Origin of the sequence: Rhodobacter maris (assembly GCF_900217815.1) — a bacterium.
Classification (GTDB): domain Bacteria; phylum Pseudomonadota; class Alphaproteobacteria; order Rhodobacterales; family Rhodobacteraceae; genus Rhodobacter; species Rhodobacter maris.
This window is the reverse complement of sequence record NZ_OBMT01000009.1, coordinates 80,835-101,163: the sequence shown is the minus strand read 5'-3', so window position 1 is coordinate 101,163 and position 20,329 is coordinate 80,835. Positions and strand designations below refer to the sequence as shown.

The following is a 20,329-nucleotide window of genomic DNA, read 5'->3' as shown; positions in this document are numbered from 1 at the left end:
AGGGAGAGGGAGATATGAAACCGCAACCGAACCAGAGGCTCTCGTCGCAGGCGATGGCCTTCGTTCTGGCGGGGGGCCGCGGCAGCCGCCTCAAGGAACTCACCGACCGGCGCGCGAAGCCCGCGGTCTATTTTGGCGGCAAGACGCGGATTATCGACTTCGCACTGTCGAATGCGCTCAATTCCGGCATCCGCAAGATGGCGATTGCCACGCAATACAAGGCGCATAGCCTCATTCGCCACATGCAGCGCGGCTGGAACTTCTTCCGCGCCGAGCGCAACGAATACCTTGATATTCTCCCCGCGAGCCAGCGCATCGATGAGAGCAAATGGTATCTCGGCACCGCCGATGCCGTGGCGCAGAACATCGACATCATCGAGGATTACGACGTCAAATACGTCATCATCCTGGCGGGCGATCATATCTATAAAATGGATTACGAGGTGATGCTGCGCCAGCATGTCGAGACCGGTGCGGATGTGACGATCGGCTGTCTCACCGTGCCGCGCGAAGAGGCCACGGCCTTTGGCTGCATGGCGGTCGACAAGAGCCTGCGCATCACTGGCTTCATCGAGAAGCCGGCCGATCCGCCGGGCCTGCCCGACGACCCGACGCATACGCTGGTGTCGATGGGGATCTACGTCTTCGACTGGAAGCTTTTGCGCGAACTTTTGATCCGCGATGCCGAAGACCCGAATTCGGGCCATGATTTCGGCCATGACCTGATCCCCGACATCGTCAAGAACGGCAAGGCGATGGCGCATCGCTTCGCCGAGAGCTGCGTCACCTCCGGGCTCGAGACCGAACCCTACTGGCGCGATGTCGGCACCATCGACGCTTTCTGGCAGGCCAATATCGACCTGACCGATTTCACGCCCAAGCTTGACCTTTACGACAATGCCTGGCCGATCTGGACCTATGCCGAGATCGTGCCGCCAGCCAAATTCATCCATGACGAAGACAACAGGCGCGGCTCGGCGGTGAGCTCGCTCGTCTCCGGCGATTGCATCGTTTCGGGCTCTGAGGTGCGCAATTCGCTCCTGTTCACCGGCGGGCGGGCGCATTCCTATTCCTCACTCGATTACGTCGTGGCACTGCCTTACGTCGAAGTGGGCCGCAAGGCGCAGCTCAGTCGCTGCGTGGTCGACCGCGGCGTGAAGATCCCCGAGGGGCTCGTGGTTGGCGAGGATCCCGAGGAAGATGCAAAGTGGTTCCGCCGGACCGAGGGCGGGGTGGTGCTGATCACCCAGCCGATGCTCGACCGGCGCGCCGCAAAACTGGGCTGAACGGGAGCGCCGGACCCCGGAGCCCCGGCCGGGGCCGCCGGGGCCGGCGGCATGAAGAAGGGGAAGAAGATGAAGCAAGTTCTGTCTGTCGCATCGGAAGCGGTGCCTCTGATCAAAACGGGCGGGCTCGCCGATGTGGTTGGCGCGCTGCCCGCGGCTCTCGCAGGGCAGGGCTGGCAGATGCGGATGATGCTGCCCGCCTATCCGGGTCTTCTTGGCAAGCTTGGCGAGACCGAGGTGGTCTGGCGCGACGAGGCGCTTTTCGGCGGGCCGGCGGCGCTGCATCTGGGCAGGCACGGCGGGGTTGACGTGCTCGCGCTCGAGGCGGCACATCTTTATGAGCGCGAGGGCGGCCCCTATGCCGGCCCGCATGGCGATTACTGGGACAATGCCGAGCGGTTCGCGGCGCTGTGCTGGGCGGCGGCGGCGGTCGCGCGTGACGGTGCGGGCGACTGGCGTCCGGATGTGCTGCATGCGCATGACTGGCAGGGCGCGCTCGCGCCGGCCTATCTGCGCTATTGGGGCACCAATGTGCCGACCGTGCTGACGATCCACAACGTCGCCTTTCAAGGCCGTGTGGGGACCGACAAGATCGGCGCGCTGCGGCTGCCCTACGAGGCCTGCCACCCGGGCGGTTATGAATTCTGGGGAGATGTCTCGATGCTGAAGGCGGGGCTGACCACGGCGGATGCGATCACGACCGTGAGCCCGCGCTATGCCGAGGAGCTGATGCGGGCCGAGTACGGGCAGGGGCTCGAGGGGGTGATGGTGGCGCGCGCAAGTGCGCTCACGGGCATTCTCAACGGCATTGATGATACCGTCTGGAACCCTGAGGCCGACCCGGAATGCGCGCCGTTCAGCGCCACGAAGCAAGCCGGAAAAGCAAAAAACCGTAAGGCGTTGCTCGAAGAGTTTCAGATGGACCCGGAGCTTTCCGGCCCGCTGATGGTGCTGGTCTCGCGGCTCACGCCGCAAAAGGGGATCGACCTTCTGCCGGCCGCGGCCGAGGCGCTTGTCGAGGCGGGCGGCGGGCTGGCCATTCTGGGGTCGGGCGATCTCTGGGCCGAGGATATGGTGCGCGGGCTTGCGACCCGGTTCCCCGGTCGGGTGAGTGTAAAAATCGGTTATGATGAAGGGCTGAGCCACCGCATGTTCGCGGGCGGCGATGCGGTGCTTGTGCCGTCGCGCTTCGAGCCCTGCGGTCTCACGCAGCTTTACGGGCTGCGCTATGGCTGCGTGCCGCTCGTTGCCGCGGTCGGCGGGCTCGCCGACACGGTGATCGGGGCGAGCCCGGCAACGCTGGCCGCCAATGCCGCGACCGGCGTGGTGTTCCATCCGGTTGATGCGCTCGCGCTGCGCCAGTCGGTGCGTCAGCTCTGCAGCCTTTATGCCGACCGCAAGACCTGGGGCGCGATGGTGCGGCGCGGCATGAAAGCCGACCTTGGCTGGGGCGCTTCGGCGGCGCGCTATGCCGCGCTTTACGACCGGTTGCTCGCCGCATGAAGATCCGGCCGGGCAGGGCCGAGGTGCTTGGAGCGGTGCCCGTCGGGGGCGGAACCAATTTCGCCCTCTATTCCGCCCATGCCGAAAAGGTCGAGCTTTGCCTGTTCGAGGGGGAGCGGGAGATCCGCCTTCCGCTTCCCGAACGCGCCGGCGAGATCTGGCACGGCTTCGTGGCGGGGGTCGGGCCGGGGACGCAATATGGCTACCGGGTGCACGGCCCTTGGGCGCCCGAGATCGGCCATCGCTTCAACTCCGCCAAGCTTCTGATCGACCCCTATGCACGGGCGCTGAGCGCGCCGCTCGTCTGGCATCCGCTGATGCAGGGCGGCAGCGCCCGCCCGGACCGGCGCGATTCCGCCCTCGCCACGCCGCGTTCGATCGTTTGCGAGATCCTGAAGCCACATTGGGAAAGGCCTGCAAGATCTTGGTCTCATACATTTATCTATGAGGCGCATCTGCGCGGGCTAACGATGCTTCACCCCGATGTGCCCGAAGCGCTGCGCGGCACTTACGAAGGGATGGCAAGCCCGCCGATCCTTGCGCATCTCAAACGCCTTGGCGTTACCGCGATTGAGCTGTTACCCGTCGCGGCCTTTCTCGATGATCGGTTTCTGGTCGAAAAGGGGCTGCGCAATTACTGGGGCTACCAGCCGATCGCCTTTTTCGCCCCCGAGCCGCGCTACGGCACGCGCGACGGGTTCCGCGCCATGGTGCGCGCCTTCCATGCGGCGGGGATCGAGGTCATTCTGGATGTCGTCTTCAACCATTCGGGCGAGGGGGACGGCTCTGGCCCGACGCTCAGCCTGCGTGGGATCGACAATGCCGCCTGCTACCGGCTGGCGGAGGGCGGGCGCAGCTATGTCAACGACACCGGCACCGGCAATACGCTCAACCTCGCCAATCCGATGGTGCTGCGGCTCGTGATGGATGCCTTGCGTCACTGGGTCGAGGAAATGGGGGTCGATGGCTTCCGATTCGATCTTGCCGCCACGCTCGGGCGCACCTCGACCGGGCAGTTCAAGTCCTGGGCGCCGTTTTTAAGCGCGATCCGGCAAGATCCGGTGCTTGGCGCAGTGAAGCTGATTGCCGAGCCGTGGGACATCGGCCCCGGTGGTTATCGGCTTGGCGATTTTCCCTTTCCCTTCATCGAATGGAACGATCGGTTCCGCGACGGGTTGCGGCAGTTCTGGCGTGGCGACGCAGCGCAGATCGCCGAACTCGCCCGCCGCATCGCCGGCTCAGCCGAGATCTTCGATCGTCATGGACGCCCCGCCACAACCTCGCTGAACTTTCTCACGGCGCATGATGGTTTTACCTTGCAGGATCTTGTTTCGTATAATGAAAAGCGGAACGAGGCCAATGGTGAGCAAAACCGCGACGGCCATAATGCCAACTATGCTGAAGCGCTTTCCGAGCCCGCAGCACGGCAGGGGCGCAAACGCGCGCTCTTGGCCAGCCTGATGCTTTCGCAAGGGGTGCCGATGCTGCTTTCCGGTGACGAGATCGGCAACGGGCAGGGCGGAAACAACAATGCTTATGCGCAAGACAATCCGATCGGCTGGGTCGACTGGCCAAACGCCGATTGGGCGCTTTGCGCCTTTGTGGCCCGGCTCGCCAAACTGCGTCATGACCATCCCGTACTGCGGCAGAACCGGTTCCTCCATGCGAAAACCCGGGGGCAAGATGGCATGCGGGATCTGATCTGGCGCATGCCCTCGGGTGCCGAACCCACCGCACAAGACTGGCACGATGCCAACGCGCGCTGTCTTTGCGCCGAGATCCGGGGCGCCGCCGAAGGCCCGGCGGGGCAGGTCGCTTACGAGGCCTTTTTCGCGATCTTCAATGCCGGTCCCACAACGAGGGTACATCTGCCCGAGGGATGTTGGCGACTGATGCTCGACACGACCCGCCCCGAGGCCCCGGAGAGCGCACATACTGAGCCCGTGACTTGTGTTTTCGCCCAATCCGTTCAATTGTTTATCCGATCGACAGCGCGATAGGAGCTTGCCATGACGAGCCATTCGACCCGGCCCTTTGAAGGCCAGAAACCCGGCACTTCGGGGCTGCGCAAGAAGACCGCGGTCTTCATGCAACCCGGCTATCTGGAGAATTTCGTGCAAAGCACCTTCGATGCTCTGGGGGGCGTTGCGGGCAAAGTGCTCGTTCTGGGGGGGGACGGGCGCTATTTCGGCCGCGAGGCGGCGCAATGCATCCTGAAGATGGCGGCGGCAAATGGCGTCGCGCGGGTCATTGTCGGGCAGGGCGCCTGGCTTTCAACGCCCGCGGCCTCGAACTTGATCCGCAAGCGCGGGGCCGATGGCGGGCTGATCCTCTCGGCGAGCCATAACCCCGGGGGGCCAGAGGCCGATTTCGGGGTCAAATACAACATGGCGAATGGCGGGCCCGCGCCGGAGGCGGTGACCGAGGCGATCTTCGCCCGTACCCGGGAAATCGAGTCTTATCGGAAGCTCGATGCCCCCGATGTGAACCTCGACATGGTCGGAGAAACGGTGCTGGGCGGCCTTGTGGTCGAAGTGGTGGACCCCGTGGCCGCCTATGCCGACATGATGGAAGAGATATTCGATTTCAAAGCATTGCGCAGTATTTTTCATGAGGGCTTTACGGTTCGGATGGACAGCATGTGCGCCATTACCGGGCCTTATGCTGTGGAGATATTCGAGAACCGGCTCGGGGCGGTCAGGGGGACGGTGGTGCATGAGCACCCCTTACCGGATTTCGGTGGCATGCACCCCGATCCCAACCCGACCTGGGCGCATGAGCTGATGGACGAGATGATGGGGCCGGGCGCACCCGATTTCGGCGCCGCCTCTGATGGCGATGGCGACCGCAACATGATCCTCGGCCGCGGCATCTATGTATCGCCCTCCGACAGCCTCGCAGTGATCGCCGCCAATGCAGATCTGGTGCCGGGCTATGCATCGGGGCTGAAGGGGGTCGCGCGCTCGATGCCCACTTCGGCGGCCGTGGACCGGGTGGCGCAAAAGCTCGGGCTCGACAGCTATGAGACGCCGACTGGCTGGAAGTTTTTCGGCAATCTCATGGATGCGGGCCGGGTGAGCCTTTGTGGCGAAGAAAGCTTCGGAACTGGTTCCGACCATGTCCGCGAGAAAGACGGGCTCTGGGCGGTTCTGATGTGGCTCAACATCATCGCGGTGCGGGGGTTGGGTGTGGCCGAGATCATGGCGGATCACTGGGAAGAATATGGCCGCAACTACTATTCCCGTCATGATTATGAGGTGCTTCCCAATGATGTCGCCAACGCCATGCTGGGCGATTTGCGTGATCAGTTGGAGAGCCTGAAAGGAAAAGAATTCCAAGGGCTTGTCGTCGAAAGCGCGGATGAGTTCAGCTACACCGATCCGGTCGATGGCTCGGTCTCTGCCGCCCAGGGGTTCCGGATCCTGTTCACCGGCGGCTCGCGCGTGGTGCTGCGGCTCTCGGGAACCGGCACCGAGGGGGCAACGCTGCGCGTCTATCTCGAGCGATATGCACCGGGGCCCGAGGGACTGACAGAAGAGCCACAGGCGGCGCTTGCGCCGATCATCGCGGCGACAGAAGAGATCGTGGGCATCAGGGCGCGCACCGGCCGCACTGGCCCGGATGTGATTACCTGACCAGCGGCAATTAGGCCCCGCGCTGCGCTTGCGCGTTGCGCGGGGCATCGCGCGCGATTCATCTTACGGGGAACTGATAATCATCGCAGAACGCCATGAGCCCGAGCGAAGTTGTTGGACGCGACCAGGGAAAGTCCGATAATCCGATAATCAGTATTATGTAAAATAATTAGCCGCCACGGCGTCCATATTAGCTGCTTTTTCGTGCAAAACCCTTATTCCGCAGCGCGTGTGTTTCATGGTTGCTTTTCTACGTTGTCAGGATCGTGCAGCCGGTGGTCTTGCGCGCTTCGAGCGCCTTGTGGGCGGTGGCGACATCCTCCAAAGCGAAGCGCTGACCAATCTCGACGTGGATCGCGCCGCTCAGGATCATCTCGAAAAGTTCGCCGCTTGCCGATTGCAGCCAGCCCGGCCGCGCCGTGTGATGAAAAAGCGTGGGTCGTGTCAGCCGCAGCGAGCCACGTGCAAGGTCATTGACTCGAAAATCGAGTGCCGGACCGGAGCTTTGGCCAAAACTCACTAATGTCCCGAAACGCTCCAGCACATCGAGCGATTTCTGCAGCGTAACCGCGCCGACAGAATCGTAGACGGCTTGAACACCCTTGCCATCGGTAAGCGCGCGCACCTCGGCAACAAAATCCCGTGCATGATAATCGATCACCGCGTCATAGCCATGCGCGGCGGCGAGCGCGCATTTGGCCGCCCCTCCCGCGGTGCCAAGCGCGCGCACGCCTTTCGCTTTCAGCCATTGCCCGGCGAGCAACCCAACGCCGCCCGCCGCGGCATGGACGAGCACACAATCGCCCGGCTGCGCGGCGTAGGAATGATGGATCAGGTAATGCACGGTGAGCCCCTTGAGCATCACCGAGGCGGCGATCTCGTCCGAGATCCCCTCGGGGATCGGCACGAGCTGGTCAGCGGAGATCACCCGGTGGCTTGCATAGGCACCGTTCGGCTGAGTATAGGCGACACGCGTTCCGGGGGCGAGATCAACCCCGGGGCCGGCCATCTCAATCACGCCGGCCCCCTCGGAGCCGGTCACGAGATCCTGTGTCACCGGCCAAGGATAGAGCCCTGTGCGCATATAAACATCAATGTAATTCAGGCCGATGGCCGTATGTCTTAAGGTAACCTCGCCGGCGCCCGGCTGCGGGATGTCGCGCGCGACACGGCGAAAATTCTCGACCCCACCGGGGCTGCTCACCACCATCGCATAGCTCATCTCGGATCTCCTCAGATCGGCAGGTTCGGGTCAGGATGACCCGGCCGGGCAGCCGCGTCAATCGCCCCCCGGACCTCGAAACCATGTGCCGGAGCGCCCGGCAGATAGCTGCCGGCGAGCCCGAGGATCGCTTGCCAGAGCTGTGCCGCGACCGGCCGTGGCGCCTCGTCCTCGCGGCGCACCATGAACCAGTGCCGCAGGATCGGCAGGCCCGGGGCCTGCAATGGCACGATCCGCCCCGAGGCGAGTTCCTCGGTCACCGTATGAAGGCTCAGAAAGGCGATGCCGAGCCCCGCCATCACGGCCTGTTTGATCGTCTCGTTGCTATCCATCTCAAGCGTCTCATAAGCTTGGCCGTCGCCCACCCTGTCGAGCCAGCGCTCCATCAGGATCCGCGTGCCCGAGCCTTTCTCACGCGCAAGGAAGATCTGGGCAAAGAGCGCGTCCACCGCCACCCCCTGCCCCGCCAGCGGATGATCGGGTGCGGCCAGGAGCCCGTGCGGATGCGGCCCCAATGGCTCGGCCTGAACGGGAGGGCGGCGCGGCGGCCGCCCCATGATGGCGATGTCGAAGGCCCCGCGTTCGAGCCCCTCGATGGTGGCGGCACGGTTGCCGACCCGCAGCGCCACTTCGATATCGGGGTTCGAGAGGCTCAGGGCCTTGACGAGTCTTGGCGCGAAATATTTCGCGGTAGAGACGACCCCCAGCGTCACCCGCCCTGCCTGACCGCGCGCGAGCGCCGCCAGATTGGCCCCGCCCTGCGACAAAGCGTCTTCGATCCGCCGCGCGGTCTCCAGCAGCGTCCGCCCCGCCTCGGTGAGTTCCGATCCGCCGCCATCCGAGGCCCGCTGCAGGAGCCTGACCTGAACGGCATCCTCCAAGCTCTTGATTTGGGTGTGAATTGCTGGCGTTGTCAGGCCAATAATCTGACCTGCCGCGGTCAGGGATCCACCTTTTGCGACGGCCTGAAGCGCGCGCAGCTGTTTGAGCGTGATGCTGTCGAGGCGGATCATTTTAGATTTTCCTTAAAGCGAATTGCTGAATTTCAAATTTGCATGAAAGCGCATTCGGCGCAACGTCCGGCCAGCAGATGGCAGGAGGAGCTATGGCGATCGAGCTGGAAGACCTCGGGCTCAGCCCGGAACTGGCAGACGTGATGCAACGTCTGGCCGCGGTGGGGGCCCAGGTCGCCCGCATCATCTCTCGCAACGGCGTTGAACGCGATCTTGCGGCGGGCGTTGGCACCAATGCCGGCGGTGACGGTCAAAAGGCGCTCGATGTGATCGCCGATGACCTGTTCCGCACCGCGCTTGAGGACTCCGCGGTGGCCTATTATGCCTCCGAGGAACAAGACGAGGTGGTGAGCCTTGGCGCGGGCACGCTCGCGCTGGCGATCGACCCGCTCGATGGCTCCTCCAACATTGACGTGAACGTCTCAATCGGCACGATCTTCTCGATCTTCCCGGCCGCCGAAGGCCCCGATGAGAGCTTTTTGCGGCAGGGAACCGAACAGCTTGCGGGCGGCTACATCATCTACGGCCCGCAATGCGCGCTTGTGTGCAGCTTCGGGCGGGGCGTGCAGCACTGGGTGCTCGATCTCGACACCAACAGCTTCCGCCGCGTGGCCGACATCAAGCCGCTGCCGCAGGACACCTCGGAATATGCGATCAACGCCTCGAACTATCGCCACTGGCCGGCGCCGATCCGCGCCTTTGTCGATGACCTCGTAGCCGGAGCCGAAGGCCCGCGCGGGCGCAATTTCAACATGCGCTGGATCGCCTCGCTGGTGGCGGAAACGCACCGGATCCTGATGCGCGGCGGCGTCTTCCTCTATCCGGGCGACGAGCGCAAGGGCTACGAGCATGGCCGGTTGCGCCATGTCTATGAATGTGCGCCGATCGCGTTTCTGATCACGCAAGTGGGCGGCGGCGCCACCGATGGTTGCGAGGAAATCCTTACCGCGCTGCCCGGCAAACTCCATGCCCGCACCCCCTTCGTTTTCGGCTGCGCCGCCAAGGTTGCCCGCGTCGCCGCCTATCATGACCTGCCCGGCGAAGAGACCTCGGCCCTCTTCAACAACCGCGGCCTGTTCCGGAGCTGAAGCCCCATGTCGAAACAATTCCCCATCATCTCCGTCGTCGGCTCCTCGGGCGCTGGCACCTCGACCGTCAAGGCCACCTTCGACCAGATCTTCCGCCGTGAGGGCGTGAAGGCGGTCTCAATCGAGGGCGATGCCTTCCACCGCTACAACCGCGCCGACATGAAGGCCGAGCTGGACCGGCGCTATGCCGCGGGCGACGCCACTTTCTCGCATTTCTCGTTTGAGGCGAATGCGCTCGAGGATCTGGAGCGGGTGTTCCGCGAATATGGCGAAACTGGCAAGGGCCGCACCCGTCATTATGTGCATGACGCCAATGAGAGCGCAAAATATGGCGTGGAGCCGGGTCATTTCACTGATTGGGCGCCGTTCGAAGACGATACCGATCTGCTCTTTTACGAAGGGCTGCACGGCTGCGTCTCCAATGATCAGGTGAATATCGCCGCCCATGCCGATCTGAAAATCGGCGTCGTGCCGGTGATCAACCTCGAATGGATCCAGAAGATCCACCGCGACCGGGCGCAACGCGGCTACACCACCGAGGCGGTGACCGATGTGATCTTGCGCCGCATGCATGCCTATGTGCATTGCATCGTGCCGCAATTCTCGCAAACCGACATCAACTTCCAGCGCGTGCCAGTGGTCGATACCTCGAACCCGTTCATCACCCGCTGGATCCCGACGCCGGACGAGAGCCTGATCGTGATCCGTTTCCGCAACCCGCGCGGGATCGACTTCCCCTATCTGACCTCGATGATCCATGGTTCCTGGATGAGCCGGGCCAACTCGATCGTCATTCCGGGCAACAAGCAGGATCTGGCGATGCAGCTGATCCTGACGCCGCTGATCGAGCGGCTGGTGCGCGAAGGCCGTCGCGCGCGCGCCTGAACGAGCGCCCCCCAAACAGATCGGACGGGGCCCGGCACGCTGGGCCCCGAAGGGAACGGCACATCAGGGAGGAGTGCCATGAAGGATATCGTGATGACCGAAGAACGGCAGATGGCCAATGCGCTGCGCGCGCTTGCCATGGATGCGGTGGAAAAGGCAAAATCGGGCCACCCCGGCATGCCGATGGGCATGGCCGATGTGGCGACCGTGCTCTTCAACCGCTTCATGACGCTTGATCCGCAAGCGCCGAAATGGCCCGATCGGGACCGGTTCGTGCTTTCGGCCGGGCATGGCTCGATGCTGCTTTACGCGATCCACCATCTGCTCGGCTATGCCGATATGGATATAGAGCAGCTCAAGAATTTCCGCCAGCTTGGCGCGCGCACCGCAGGTCACCCCGAATACGGCCATGCCGACGGCATCGAAATGACCACCGGCCCGCTCGGCCAAGGCATTGCCACCGCGGTTGGCATGGCGCTGGCTGAACGCATGAAGAATGCGCGCTATGGTGATGATATTGTAGATCATTACACCTATGTCATCGCGGGAGACGGCTGCCTGATGGAGGGCATCAGCCATGAGGCGATCGACTTTGCCGGACATCTGAAGCTGGGCCGGCTGATCGTGCTTTGGGATGACAATGGCATCACCATCGACGGCGACACGACAATTTCCACCTCCACCGATCAGGGCGCGCGCTTTGCCGCCTCGGGCTGGCATGTGCAGAAATGCGACGGCCACGATCCCGACGAAATTGCCACCGCAATCGAAGCCGCGCGAAAAGATCCGCGCCCCTCGATGATCGCCTGCCGCACGGTGATCGGCTTTGGCGCGCCCAACAAGCAGGGCGGGCATGACGTGCATGGCGCACCGCTCGGGGCCGAGGAAATCGCGGCCGCGCGCGCCTGCCTTGGCTGGGAGCATGCGCCGTTCGAGATCCCGGCGGAGCTTTACGCCGCCTGGGGCCGCGTGGCCGCCCGAGGCGCCGCAGCACGGGCGGAGTGGGAAGCGCGGCTTGCCGCCTGCCCCGCGCGTGCCGATTTCAACAAGGCGGAGGCGGATGACACTTCGGCCCTGCCCGCGGCGATCAACGCCTGGAAGGCGAAGCTCTCGACCGAAAAGCCGAAGGTCGCGACCCGCAAGGCCTCCGAAATGGCGCTTGGCGTGGTGAACGCCACCCTGCCCTTCTCGGTCGGCGGTTCGGCCGATCTTACCGGCTCGAACCTCACCCGCTCGAAGGGGATGAAATCCATCACCCCGGGCGATTACGCGGGCGACTATATCCACTACGGCATCCGCGAGCATGAGATGGGCGCGGCGATGAACGGCATCGCGCTCCATGGCGGCCTGCGCCCCTATGGCGGCACCTTCATGGCCTTTGCCGATTACTGCCGCCCGGCGATCCGGCTTTCGGCGCTGATGGGCGTGCCGGTCACTTACGTCATGACGCATGACTCGATTGGCCTTGGCGAAGACGGGCCCACTCACCAGCCGGTCGAGCATCTGGCGAGCCTGCGCGCGATCCCGAACCTGACGGTGATCCGCCCCGCCGATGCGGTGGAAACCGCCGAGGCCTGGGAGATCGCCATGACTTCGAAGGCGACGCCGACGCTTCTGGTGCTGTCGCGCCAGAACCTGCCGACGGTGCGCACTGAGCATACGGCGGAAAACCTCACCGCGCGCGGCGCCTATTTGCTGCGCGACCCGGAGGACCGTCAGGTGACGCTGATCGCCACCGGCTCGGAGGTGGAGATCGCGCTTGCCGCTGCGGACCAACTCGCAGCCGAGGGGATCCGCGCCGCCGTTGTCTCCGCGCCGAGCTTTGAGCTCTTTGCCGCGCAGCCCTGCGATTATGCCCGCAAGGTGCTGGGCACCGCGCCGCGCGTGGGCTGTGAGGCCGCGCTGCGCCAAGGCTGGGATCTGTTCCTCGGGCCCGAGGATGCCTTTGTCGGCATGACCGGTTTTGGCGCCTCGGCCCCCGCGCCCCAGCTTTACAAGCACTTCAATATCACGCCCGAAGCGATTGTTTCGGAAGTAAAGAACTTGATCTGAGGGAAGAGAATGACTGTTAAAGTTGCCATCAACGGATTTGGCCGCATTGGCCGCAATGTGCTGCGCGCGATCGTGGAATCGGGCCGTACCGATATTGAAGTCGTCGCGATCAACGATCTCGGCCCGGTGGAGACCAACGCGCATCTGTTGCGCTTTGATAGCGTGCATGGCCGCTTCCCCGCGACCGTGACGACGGGCGAAGACTGGATCGACGTGGGCCGGGGCAAGATCAAGGTGACGGCCATCCGCAACCCGGCGGAGCTGCCCTGGGCCAATGTCGACATCGCGATGGAATGCACCGGCATTTTCACCAGCAAGGAAAAGGCCGCGGCGCATCTGCAAAACGGCTCGAAACGGGTGCTGGTCTCGGCCCCTTGCGACGGGGCGGATAAAACCATCGTCTTTGGTGTGAACCACGGCACGCTCACCGCCGAGGACATGGTCGTTTCCAACGCCTCTTGCACCACCAACTGCCTGTCGCCCGTTGCCAAAGCGCTCAACGATGCGATCGGCATCGAAAAAGGCTTCATGACGACGATCCACAGCTACACCGGCGACCAGCCGACGCTTGATACGATGCACAAAGATCTCTATCGCGCCCGCGCGGCGGCGCTTTCGATGATCCCGACCTCGACCGGGGCGGCGAAAGCGGTGGGCCTCGTGCTGCCGGAACTTAAGGGCAAGCTCGATGGCGTCGCGATCCGGGTGCCGACGCCGAATGTCTCGGTGGTGGACCTTGTCTTCGAAGCGAAACGCGCCACCACCGTGGACGAGGTCAACGCCGCCGTCCGCGCGGCGGCTGACGGCCCGCTCAAAGGCGTGCTTGGCTACACCGACCTGCCCAATGTCTCGTCGGACTTCAACCATGACCCGCATTCCTCGATCTTCCACATGGATCAGACCAAGGTCATGGACGGCAAGATGGTCCGTATTCTGAGCTGGTATGACAATGAATGGGGCTTTTCCAACCGCATGGCCGATACCGCCGTGGCGATGGGCAAGCTGATCTGAACCAAGCCGGGGGCGCTGCCCCCGGACCCCCGGGATATTTGGAGCAAGATGAAAGCTGCTCCGTGACAAGAGGAAAGCCAAGATGGCCCTGATTACCCTTCGCCAACTGCTTGACCACGCTGCGGAATATTCCTACGGCGTGCCTGCTTTCAACATCAACAACATGGAACAGGGGCTTGCGATCATGGAGGCCGCCAAGGCCTGCGACGCGCCCGTGATCATCCAGGCGAGCCGCGGCGCGCGCTCCTATGCCAACGACATCATGCTCGCCAAGATGATCGAGGCGCTCGCCGCGATCTACCCCGACATTCCGCTTTGCATGCACCAGGACCACGGCAACAACGAGGCCACCTGCATGACCGCGATCCGCCACGGCTTCACCTCGGTGATGATGGATGGCTCGCTCGAGGGCGATGCGAAGACGCCGGCGAGCTACGAGTACAACGTCGCGATCACCGAACATGTGAGCCGGATGGCGCATTGGGTCGGCGCCTCGGTCGAGGGGGAACTTGGCGTTCTGGGCTCGCTCGAGACCGGCGAGGGCGAGGCCGAGGACGGGCATGGCGCCGTGGGCAAGCTCGATCATTCCCAGCTGCTGACCGACCCCGATCAGGCCGTTGATTTTGTGAAGAAAACGCAAGTCGACGCGCTGGCGATCGCCTGTGGCACCTCGCATGGCGCCTATAAATTCTCGCGCAAGCCCGATGGCGAGATCCTCGCCATGAGCGTGATCGAGGCGATCCACAAGAAATTGCCCGACACCCACCTTGTGATGCACGGCTCCTCCTCGGTGCCGCAGGATCTGCAAGACATCATCAACGAATTCGGCGGCGCCATGCCGCAAACCTTTGGCGTGCCGGTGGAAGAGATTGTCCGCGGCATCAAGATGGGCGTGCGCAAGGTCAATATCGACACCGATTGCCGCATGGCCATGACCGGGCAGTTCCGCCGCATCGCCGAGCAGAACAAGGCCGAGTTCGACCCGCGCAAATTCCTCAAGCCCGCGATGGATGCGATGCGCGACCTTTGCAAAGCCCGGCTTGAAGCTTTTGGCACCGCAGGCCATGCTTCCAAAATCAAGGTCATCCCGATGGATGACATGGCGAAACGCTATGCCAGCGGTTCGCTTGCGCCCAAAACCAACTGATCGAAAGGACCCTCATCATGGATCAGTCCAACCGTTACGCCCGGCTCGACCTGAAGGAAGCCGATCTCATTGCTGGTGGGCGCCACGTTCTTTGCGCCTATATCATGAAGCCGAAGGCCGGCTACGGCTACCTTGAAACCGCCGCGCACTTTGCCGCCGAAAGCTCCACCGGCACCAACGTCGAAGTCTCGACCACCGACGATTTCACCCGTGGCGTCGATGCGCTGGTTTACGAGATCGACCCGGAAAAAGAGCTGATGAAGATCGCCTATCCGGTCGAGCTGTTTGATCGCAACATCATCGACGGGCGCGCGATGCTGTGCTCGTTCCTGACGCTGACGATCGGCAACAACCAGGGCATGGGCGACGTTGAATACGCCAAGATGCACGATTTCTACGTGCCGCCCTGCTACCTGCGGCTCTTCGATGGCCCGTCGATGAACATCTCGGACATGTGGCGGGTGCTTGGCCGCGATGTGAAGAACGGCGGCATGGTCGTCGGCACGATCATCAAGCCGAAGCTCGGCCTGCGTCCGAAACCCTTTGCGGATGCCTGCTACGAGTTCTGGCTCGGCGGTGATTTCATCAAGAACGACGAGCCGCAGGGTAACCAGACCTTCGCGCCGCTGCGCGAAACGATCCGCCTTGTGGCGGATGCAATGAAGCGCGCGCAAGACGAAACCGGCGAGGCGAAGCTTTTCTCGGCCAACATCACCGCCGACGACCACTTTGAAATGGTTGCCCGCGGCGAATACATCCTTGAAACCTTTGGCGAAAACGCCGACCACGTTGCCTTCCTCGTGGATGGCTACGTCACCGGCCCCGCCGCCATCACGACGGCGCGGCGCTGCTTCCCGCATCAGTTCCTGCACTATCACCGGGCGGGTCACGGGGCCGTCACCTCGCCGCAATCGATGCGCGGCTACACCGCCTTCGTGCTCTCGAAAATGTCGCGTCTGCAAGGGGCCTCGGGCATCCACACCGGCACCATGGGCTATGGCAAGATGGAGGGCGATGCCTCCGACAAGATCATGGCCTATATGCTGACCGACGAGGCCGCGCAGGGCCCCTATTACCATCAGGACTGGCTCGGCATGAAGCCGACCACGCCGATCATCTCGGGCGGCATGAACGCGCTGCGCCTGCCGGGCTTCTTTGACAACCTCGGCCATTCGAACGTGATCCAGACCTCGGGCGGCGGCGCCTTCGGCCATCTCGACGGCGGCACCGCGGGTGCGATCTCGCTCCGCCAGAGCTGTGATGCCTGGAAAGCGGGCGTGGATCTTGTCACTTATGCCAAGGACCACCGCGAACTGGCGCGCGCCTTCGAAAGCTTCCAGGGCGATGCCGACAAGCTTTATCCGGGCTGGCGCGTTGCTCTGGGCGTGAACTGAGTGGCATCTAATCGGGCGGGGGACATCCCCGCCCCCATCCTCTGGAGAGACGACATGAGCTTCGACCGTTCGATCAAGATTGCCCCCTCGATCCTTTCTGCCGACTTCGCCGATTTCGGGCGTGAAATTCAGGCCATCGAGGCGCAGGGCGCCGACTGGGTCCATGTCGATGTGATGGACGGCCATTTCGTGCCGAACCTCACCTTCGGCCCGCCCGCCGTGGCGGCCTTCCGCAAGCACGTCAAGACGGTGATGGACGTGCACCTGATGATTTCCCCGGTCGACAGCTATATCGACGCTTACGCTCAGGCGGGCGCCGATGTGTTGACCGCCCATGTCGAGGCCGGGCCGCATATCCACCGCACCATGCAGGCGATCCGCGCCGCGGGCATGAAGGCGGGCGTCGCGGTCAACCCCGGCACGCCGATCGAGGCGATCGAGCATATTCTCGACATCACCGATCTCGTCTGCATCATGACGGTGAACCCCGGCTTTGGCGGGCAGAAATACATCGACATGACCGCGAAGGTGCGCAAACTCCGCGCGCTGATCGGGGATCGCCCGGTGCATATCGAGATCGACGGCGGCATGGACCCGACAACCGCGCCCCTGATGGCCGCGGCGGGCGCCGATGTCTTCGTGGCGGGCTCAGCCGTCTTCAAGGGCGGCTCGGTCTCCACGCCGGAGGTCTACGGCAAGAACATCGCCGCAATCCGCGCCGCGGCGCAGGCCGCGCTTTAAGGGCCGGGGCGATGGCTGTTCACGCCCCCGTTTGCGATTTTGGCTGGAAAGCCCCGGATTTTGCCCTCCCTGATACCGAGGGCAAGATCTGGACGCTCGATCAGGTCAGCGGGCCGAAAGGCACGCTGATCATGTTCATCTGCAACCATTGCCCCTATGTACTCGCCGTGCTTGACCGGCTGCAGGCAGAGGCGGAGGCGCTGATGGCTCAAGGGATCGGCGTGGCTGCGATCTGCGCGAACGATGCCGCGACCTACCCGGAGGACAGTTTCGAGAAGATGGCAGAAATGGCCCGTGCGCGGGCCTTCAAATTCCCCTATCTGCACGACGAAAGCCAATCTGTTGCAAAGGCTTACGATGCGATTTGCACACCGGATTTCTTTGGATTCAATGCGGATTATGAGCTCCAATACCGGGGCCGGCTTGATGCCTCCGGCCGCAACCCCGCCCCGCCCGATGCCAAGCGCGAACTCTATGACGCCATGCTGATAATCGCTCAAACCGGCCAGGGCCCGCGCGAACAGGTTGCGGCGATGGGCTGCTCGATCAAGTGGAAGGACTGATGCAGCATACTGCCCTCATCTTCGATCTCGATGGCACGCTGATCGATTCTGCCCCCGCGATCCATGCTGTGTCCAATGCCGTGCTGACCGCGCGCGGCTACAGTGCGCTCAGCCTTGAAGAGATCCGCGGATACGTCGGCAAAGGCGCGCCGCATCTGGTGCGCTGCCTGCTGAGCACCGCGGGCGAAGACCCGGAGGGCGCGCTGTTCCAGCCGCTCTACAACGAACTCGTGGCGCGCTACGAAACCGATGTCGCGGGCAACACGCTTTACCCCGGCGTGCGCGCGGCGCTGGAGCGGCTCGCGGCGATGGGCTGCGCGCTCGCGATCACCACCAACAAACCGCGCGCGCCGGCCGTGGCGGCGATGCGCCATGTCGGACTCGACGATCTCTTTACCGTGGTTCTGGGCGGCGACAGCCTGAAGACCCGCAAGCCCGACCCCGAAATGCTGCACGAGGCGCAGCGCCTTCTGGGCCGTCCGCGGGCGCTGTATCTGGGCGACAGCGAGATCGACGCAGAGAGTGCGCAAAATGCCTCAATGCCCTTTCTTCTTTACACCGAGGGGTATCGCAAGGTGCCTGTGCACGAGCTTCATCACGCCATAAGCTTCAATGATTATGATATGTTGCCTGGCATTGTTGAGGGGTTTCAATGGCCTTGAAGGCGCTCATTTTCGATGTCGACGGCACGCTTGCCGAGACTGAGGAGCTGCACCGGCAGGCCTTCAACGAGACCTTCGCGGCGCATGGGCTCGACTGGCACTGGAGCGTCGAGGATTACCGCGACCTTCTGCGCACCACCGGCGGCAAGGAGCGGATGGCGCGGCATCGCGAAACGATCGGCGCCGGCCCGAGCGACGCGGGAATCGCCGCGCTGCACAAGGCGAAGACCGCGCGCTATGTGGCGCTTGTTGCCTCCGGCGCAGCGCCGCTCCAGCCCGGCGTCGCCGATCTCATCGCACGGGCCCAGGCCGCGGGTCTGCGGCTCGCCATCGCCACGACGACAACGCGCGCCAATGTCGCGGCGCTCATCAGGGCGAGCTTCGGCCACCCGATGGAAGAGATCTTCGAGGTGATCGCCGCAGGCGACGAGGTGGCAAAAAAGAAACCCGCCCCCGATGTCTATTTGCGCGCGCTTGATGGCCTCAGCCTGCCGCCCGGGGAGTGCCTCGCTTTCGAGGACAGCCGCGCCGGGCTCGCTTCGGCGCAGGCGGCGGGCTTGCGGGTTGTGCTCACCCCCTCCGCCTATACGGCGGGTGACGATTTCTGCACGGCAGACTTTCTCTGCGCCGATCTCACCGCTGCCGCAACAGCGCGCATTCCCGAACTGCCCTGAGCCCTTGCATCTGCCGGCCTTCCGCGCCATTTTGCCGCGGAAGGAAGAGGAGATAAGATGCTGGACTTGCGCTTTCTCGCGCCCGATTTCGCCGTGGCGCCCCAGATCGATCTGGCCGATGTGGCCGAGGCGGCGCGGCTCGGGTTTCGCACCCTGATCAACAACCGCCCCGATGCGGAAGTGCCGCCCGGATTGCAGCATGAGGCTTTTCGTGCGTCGGCCGAAACGGCGGGACTGCACTATCACTTCCTGCCCTATGAGCCCGGCGAGCTCACGCCGGATCTGATCGCTGGCTTCGAGGCGGCGCGTCACACGGCCCCCTCGCCGGTATTGGCCTGGTGCCGCTCGGGTACGCGCTGCTCGCATCTCTGGGCCTTGTCCGAAGCGCCCAACCGACCGATCGAGGATATCCTGCGTGCAACGATTCGGGCGGGCTACGACCTCTCCGCACTGGAGTTGCTGATGCGCGCCCGTGCCACCGGACGCGGCTGAGTTTCGCAACCCGCCACTATTCGGTCATAAAGGGAAATTTCGTTTCGCAAATGCGCCTTTCATCCGCGTTCCGGGCTGCGACGAAGTGATTTTCGACACATCGCGCGGTGGCTTTCGATTGCGCCGGCTCACGCTCCTGTGTCACATTCGGGCCAATACAAAGTTCAGAAAAGCAAAAATGCGCGATGCTCGAGCATCTGGAAACCGTCTTCCTCGCTGAAGACATAGGCACGATCTGGTCGCTTCACTGTGCCCGGATGGCAAAATTCGGGTTCGATCGCCTTCTTTACGGGTTCACCCGCTTTCTTGCGCCGCAGCTTGAGGGCAGTATCGATGATACGCTGATCCTGTCCAATCACGCGCCCGAATATCTGGATGTGTTTCTCGGCGAACGGCTTTTTGTCGAGGCGCCGATGGTGCGATGGGCCGCCGATTCGGTGGGTGCGCAATCCTGGAGCCGCGTGCAGGAGTATTATGCCCGCAAAGCCGTCACCCCGGGGTTGCAGCGCGTGTTCGACCTCAATCGTCGCTTCGGCATCGTGGCGGGCTATTCGATTTCCTTTTCCGATCCTTCGACTCGCGCCAAGGGCGCAATCGGGCTGTGCGCCCGGGCCGGGTTGAGCCAGGAGGATGTCGAAGAGATCTGGGCCGAGCATGGCCGCACGATCTGGGTGCTCAATACTGCAATGCATCTGAAGATCAGCTCGCTCCCCTTCCCGACAACGCGGCGCGCGCTCACCCCGCGGCAGCGCGAAGTGCTCGAATGGGTCGGCGATGGCAAGACCATCGCAGATATCGCGCAGATCATGGGGCTGACCTGCGCGACGGTAGAAAAGCATCTGCGGCTCGCGCGCGAGGTGCTGGAAGTCGAGACAACAGCGCAGGCAGTGCTCAAGGCGACACTGCAGAAGCAACTCTTCCTTACCGCGCTCTAGGCCGGCGCTGCGACATTTTTGCTAAG

At 63.5% G+C, this 20,329-nt stretch carries 18 protein-coding genes; 16 read left to right on the top strand and 2 right to left on the bottom strand.

All coding sequences use genetic code 11. The features are described from left to right. Window positions 1-14 precede the first annotated feature (14 nt). The 4 genes from glgC to CRO22_RS12755 all read left to right on the top strand — a co-directional run bounded on the left by glgC (window position 15) and on the right by CRO22_RS12755 (window position 6,424). The gene (glgC, locus tag CRO22_RS12770; protein WP_097070542.1) at window positions 15-1,286 is read left to right on the top strand and encodes a glucose-1-phosphate adenylyltransferase; all 1,272 of its coding nucleotides are present in this window, start codon (window positions 15-17) and stop codon (window positions 1,284-1,286) included. A 69-nt stretch (window positions 1,287-1,355) separates the two neighbouring features. Next, window positions 1,356-2,789, top strand: a complete 1,434-nt coding sequence (gene glgA, locus CRO22_RS12765; RefSeq protein WP_097070596.1) for a glycogen synthase GlgA — start codon at window positions 1,356-1,358, stop codon at window positions 2,787-2,789. Next, window positions 2,786-4,789 (top strand): glycogen debranching protein GlgX, encoded by a 2,004-nt coding sequence (gene glgX, locus CRO22_RS12760; RefSeq protein WP_097070541.1) that lies wholly within the window; start codon window positions 2,786-2,788, stop codon window positions 4,787-4,789. Before glgA ends, glgX begins: the two co-directional genes overlap by 4 nt. A gap of 9 nt (window positions 4,790-4,798) precedes the next feature. Next, window positions 4,799-6,424, top strand: coding sequence for an alpha-D-glucose phosphate-specific phosphoglucomutase (locus tag CRO22_RS12755; protein WP_097070540.1), 1,626 nt, complete (start codon window positions 4,799-4,801; stop codon window positions 6,422-6,424). A gap of 250 nt (window positions 6,425-6,674) precedes the next feature. Here the strand turns inward: CRO22_RS12755 and CRO22_RS12750 are convergent, their stop codons facing one another. Continuing rightward, on the bottom strand, window positions 6,675-7,646 hold the full coding sequence (locus CRO22_RS12750) for a quinone oxidoreductase family protein (protein ID WP_097070539.1): 972 nt from the start codon (window positions 7,644-7,646) through the stop codon (window positions 6,675-6,677). An 11-nt stretch (window positions 7,647-7,657) separates the two neighbouring features. After that, window positions 7,658-8,659: a LysR family regulator CbbR gene (gene cbbR, locus CRO22_RS12745; RefSeq protein ID WP_097070538.1), complete on the bottom strand. Its 1,002-nt coding sequence runs from the start codon at window positions 8,657-8,659 to the stop codon at window positions 7,658-7,660. A gap of 92 nt (window positions 8,660-8,751) precedes the next feature. On the opposite strand from cbbR, the gene CRO22_RS12740 reads away from it, so the two are divergent. From CRO22_RS12740 to CRO22_RS12685, 12 genes are all read left to right on the top strand, one after another. Then, the gene (locus CRO22_RS12740; RefSeq protein WP_097070537.1) at window positions 8,752-9,747 is read left to right on the top strand and encodes a class 1 fructose-bisphosphatase; all 996 of its coding nucleotides are present in this window, start codon (window positions 8,752-8,754) and stop codon (window positions 9,745-9,747) included. Window positions 9,748-9,753: 6 nt separating this feature from the next. Next, on the top strand, window positions 9,754-10,632 hold the full coding sequence (locus tag CRO22_RS12735; protein ID WP_097070536.1) for a phosphoribulokinase: 879 nt from the start codon (window positions 9,754-9,756) through the stop codon (window positions 10,630-10,632). Window positions 10,633-10,710: 78 nt separating this feature from the next. Then, window positions 10,711-12,684, top strand: a complete 1,974-nt coding sequence (gene tkt, locus CRO22_RS12730) for a transketolase (RefSeq protein ID WP_097070535.1) — start codon at window positions 10,711-10,713, stop codon at window positions 12,682-12,684. 9 nt (window positions 12,685-12,693) lie between these two features. Next, window positions 12,694-13,695, top strand: a complete 1,002-nt coding sequence (gene gap / locus CRO22_RS12725; protein WP_097070534.1) for a type I glyceraldehyde-3-phosphate dehydrogenase — start codon at window positions 12,694-12,696, stop codon at window positions 13,693-13,695. A gap of 82 nt (window positions 13,696-13,777) precedes the next feature. Further along, window positions 13,778-14,842, top strand: coding sequence for a class II fructose-bisphosphate aldolase (gene fba / locus CRO22_RS12720; protein ID WP_097070533.1), 1,065 nt, complete (start codon window positions 13,778-13,780; stop codon window positions 14,840-14,842). A 17-nt stretch (window positions 14,843-14,859) separates the two neighbouring features. Further along, window positions 14,860-16,236 (top strand): ribulose-bisphosphate carboxylase, encoded by a 1,377-nt coding sequence (locus CRO22_RS12715; protein WP_097070532.1) that lies wholly within the window; start codon window positions 14,860-14,862, stop codon window positions 16,234-16,236. 54 nt (window positions 16,237-16,290) lie between these two features. Further along, on the top strand, window positions 16,291-16,977 hold the full coding sequence (gene rpe, locus CRO22_RS12710) for a ribulose-phosphate 3-epimerase (protein WP_097070531.1): 687 nt from the start codon (window positions 16,291-16,293) through the stop codon (window positions 16,975-16,977). A gap of 11 nt (window positions 16,978-16,988) precedes the next feature. Beyond that, a complete protein-coding gene (locus CRO22_RS12705; protein WP_097070530.1) occupies window positions 16,989-17,540 on the top strand; it encodes a thioredoxin family protein in 552 nt (183 codons plus the stop codon). Then, complete coding sequence (locus CRO22_RS12700; protein ID WP_097070529.1) at window positions 17,540-18,202, top strand: phosphoglycolate phosphatase; 663 nt, start codon at window positions 17,540-17,542, stop codon at window positions 18,200-18,202. Before CRO22_RS12705 ends, CRO22_RS12700 begins: the two co-directional genes overlap by 1 nt. Further along, window positions 18,193-18,876, top strand: a complete 684-nt coding sequence (locus CRO22_RS12695; protein WP_097070528.1) for an HAD family hydrolase — start codon at window positions 18,193-18,195, stop codon at window positions 18,874-18,876. The genes CRO22_RS12700 and CRO22_RS12695 overlap by 10 nt, the downstream gene beginning before the upstream one ends. A 57-nt stretch (window positions 18,877-18,933) precedes the next feature. Continuing rightward, on the top strand, window positions 18,934-19,368 hold the full coding sequence (locus CRO22_RS12690) for a TIGR01244 family sulfur transferase (protein ID WP_245860973.1): 435 nt from the start codon (window positions 18,934-18,936) through the stop codon (window positions 19,366-19,368). Between the two features lie 185 nt (window positions 19,369-19,553). Beyond that, window positions 19,554-20,303 (top strand): helix-turn-helix transcriptional regulator, encoded by a 750-nt coding sequence (locus CRO22_RS12685; protein WP_097070527.1) that lies wholly within the window; start codon window positions 19,554-19,556, stop codon window positions 20,301-20,303. Window positions 20,304-20,329 lie beyond the last annotated feature (26 nt).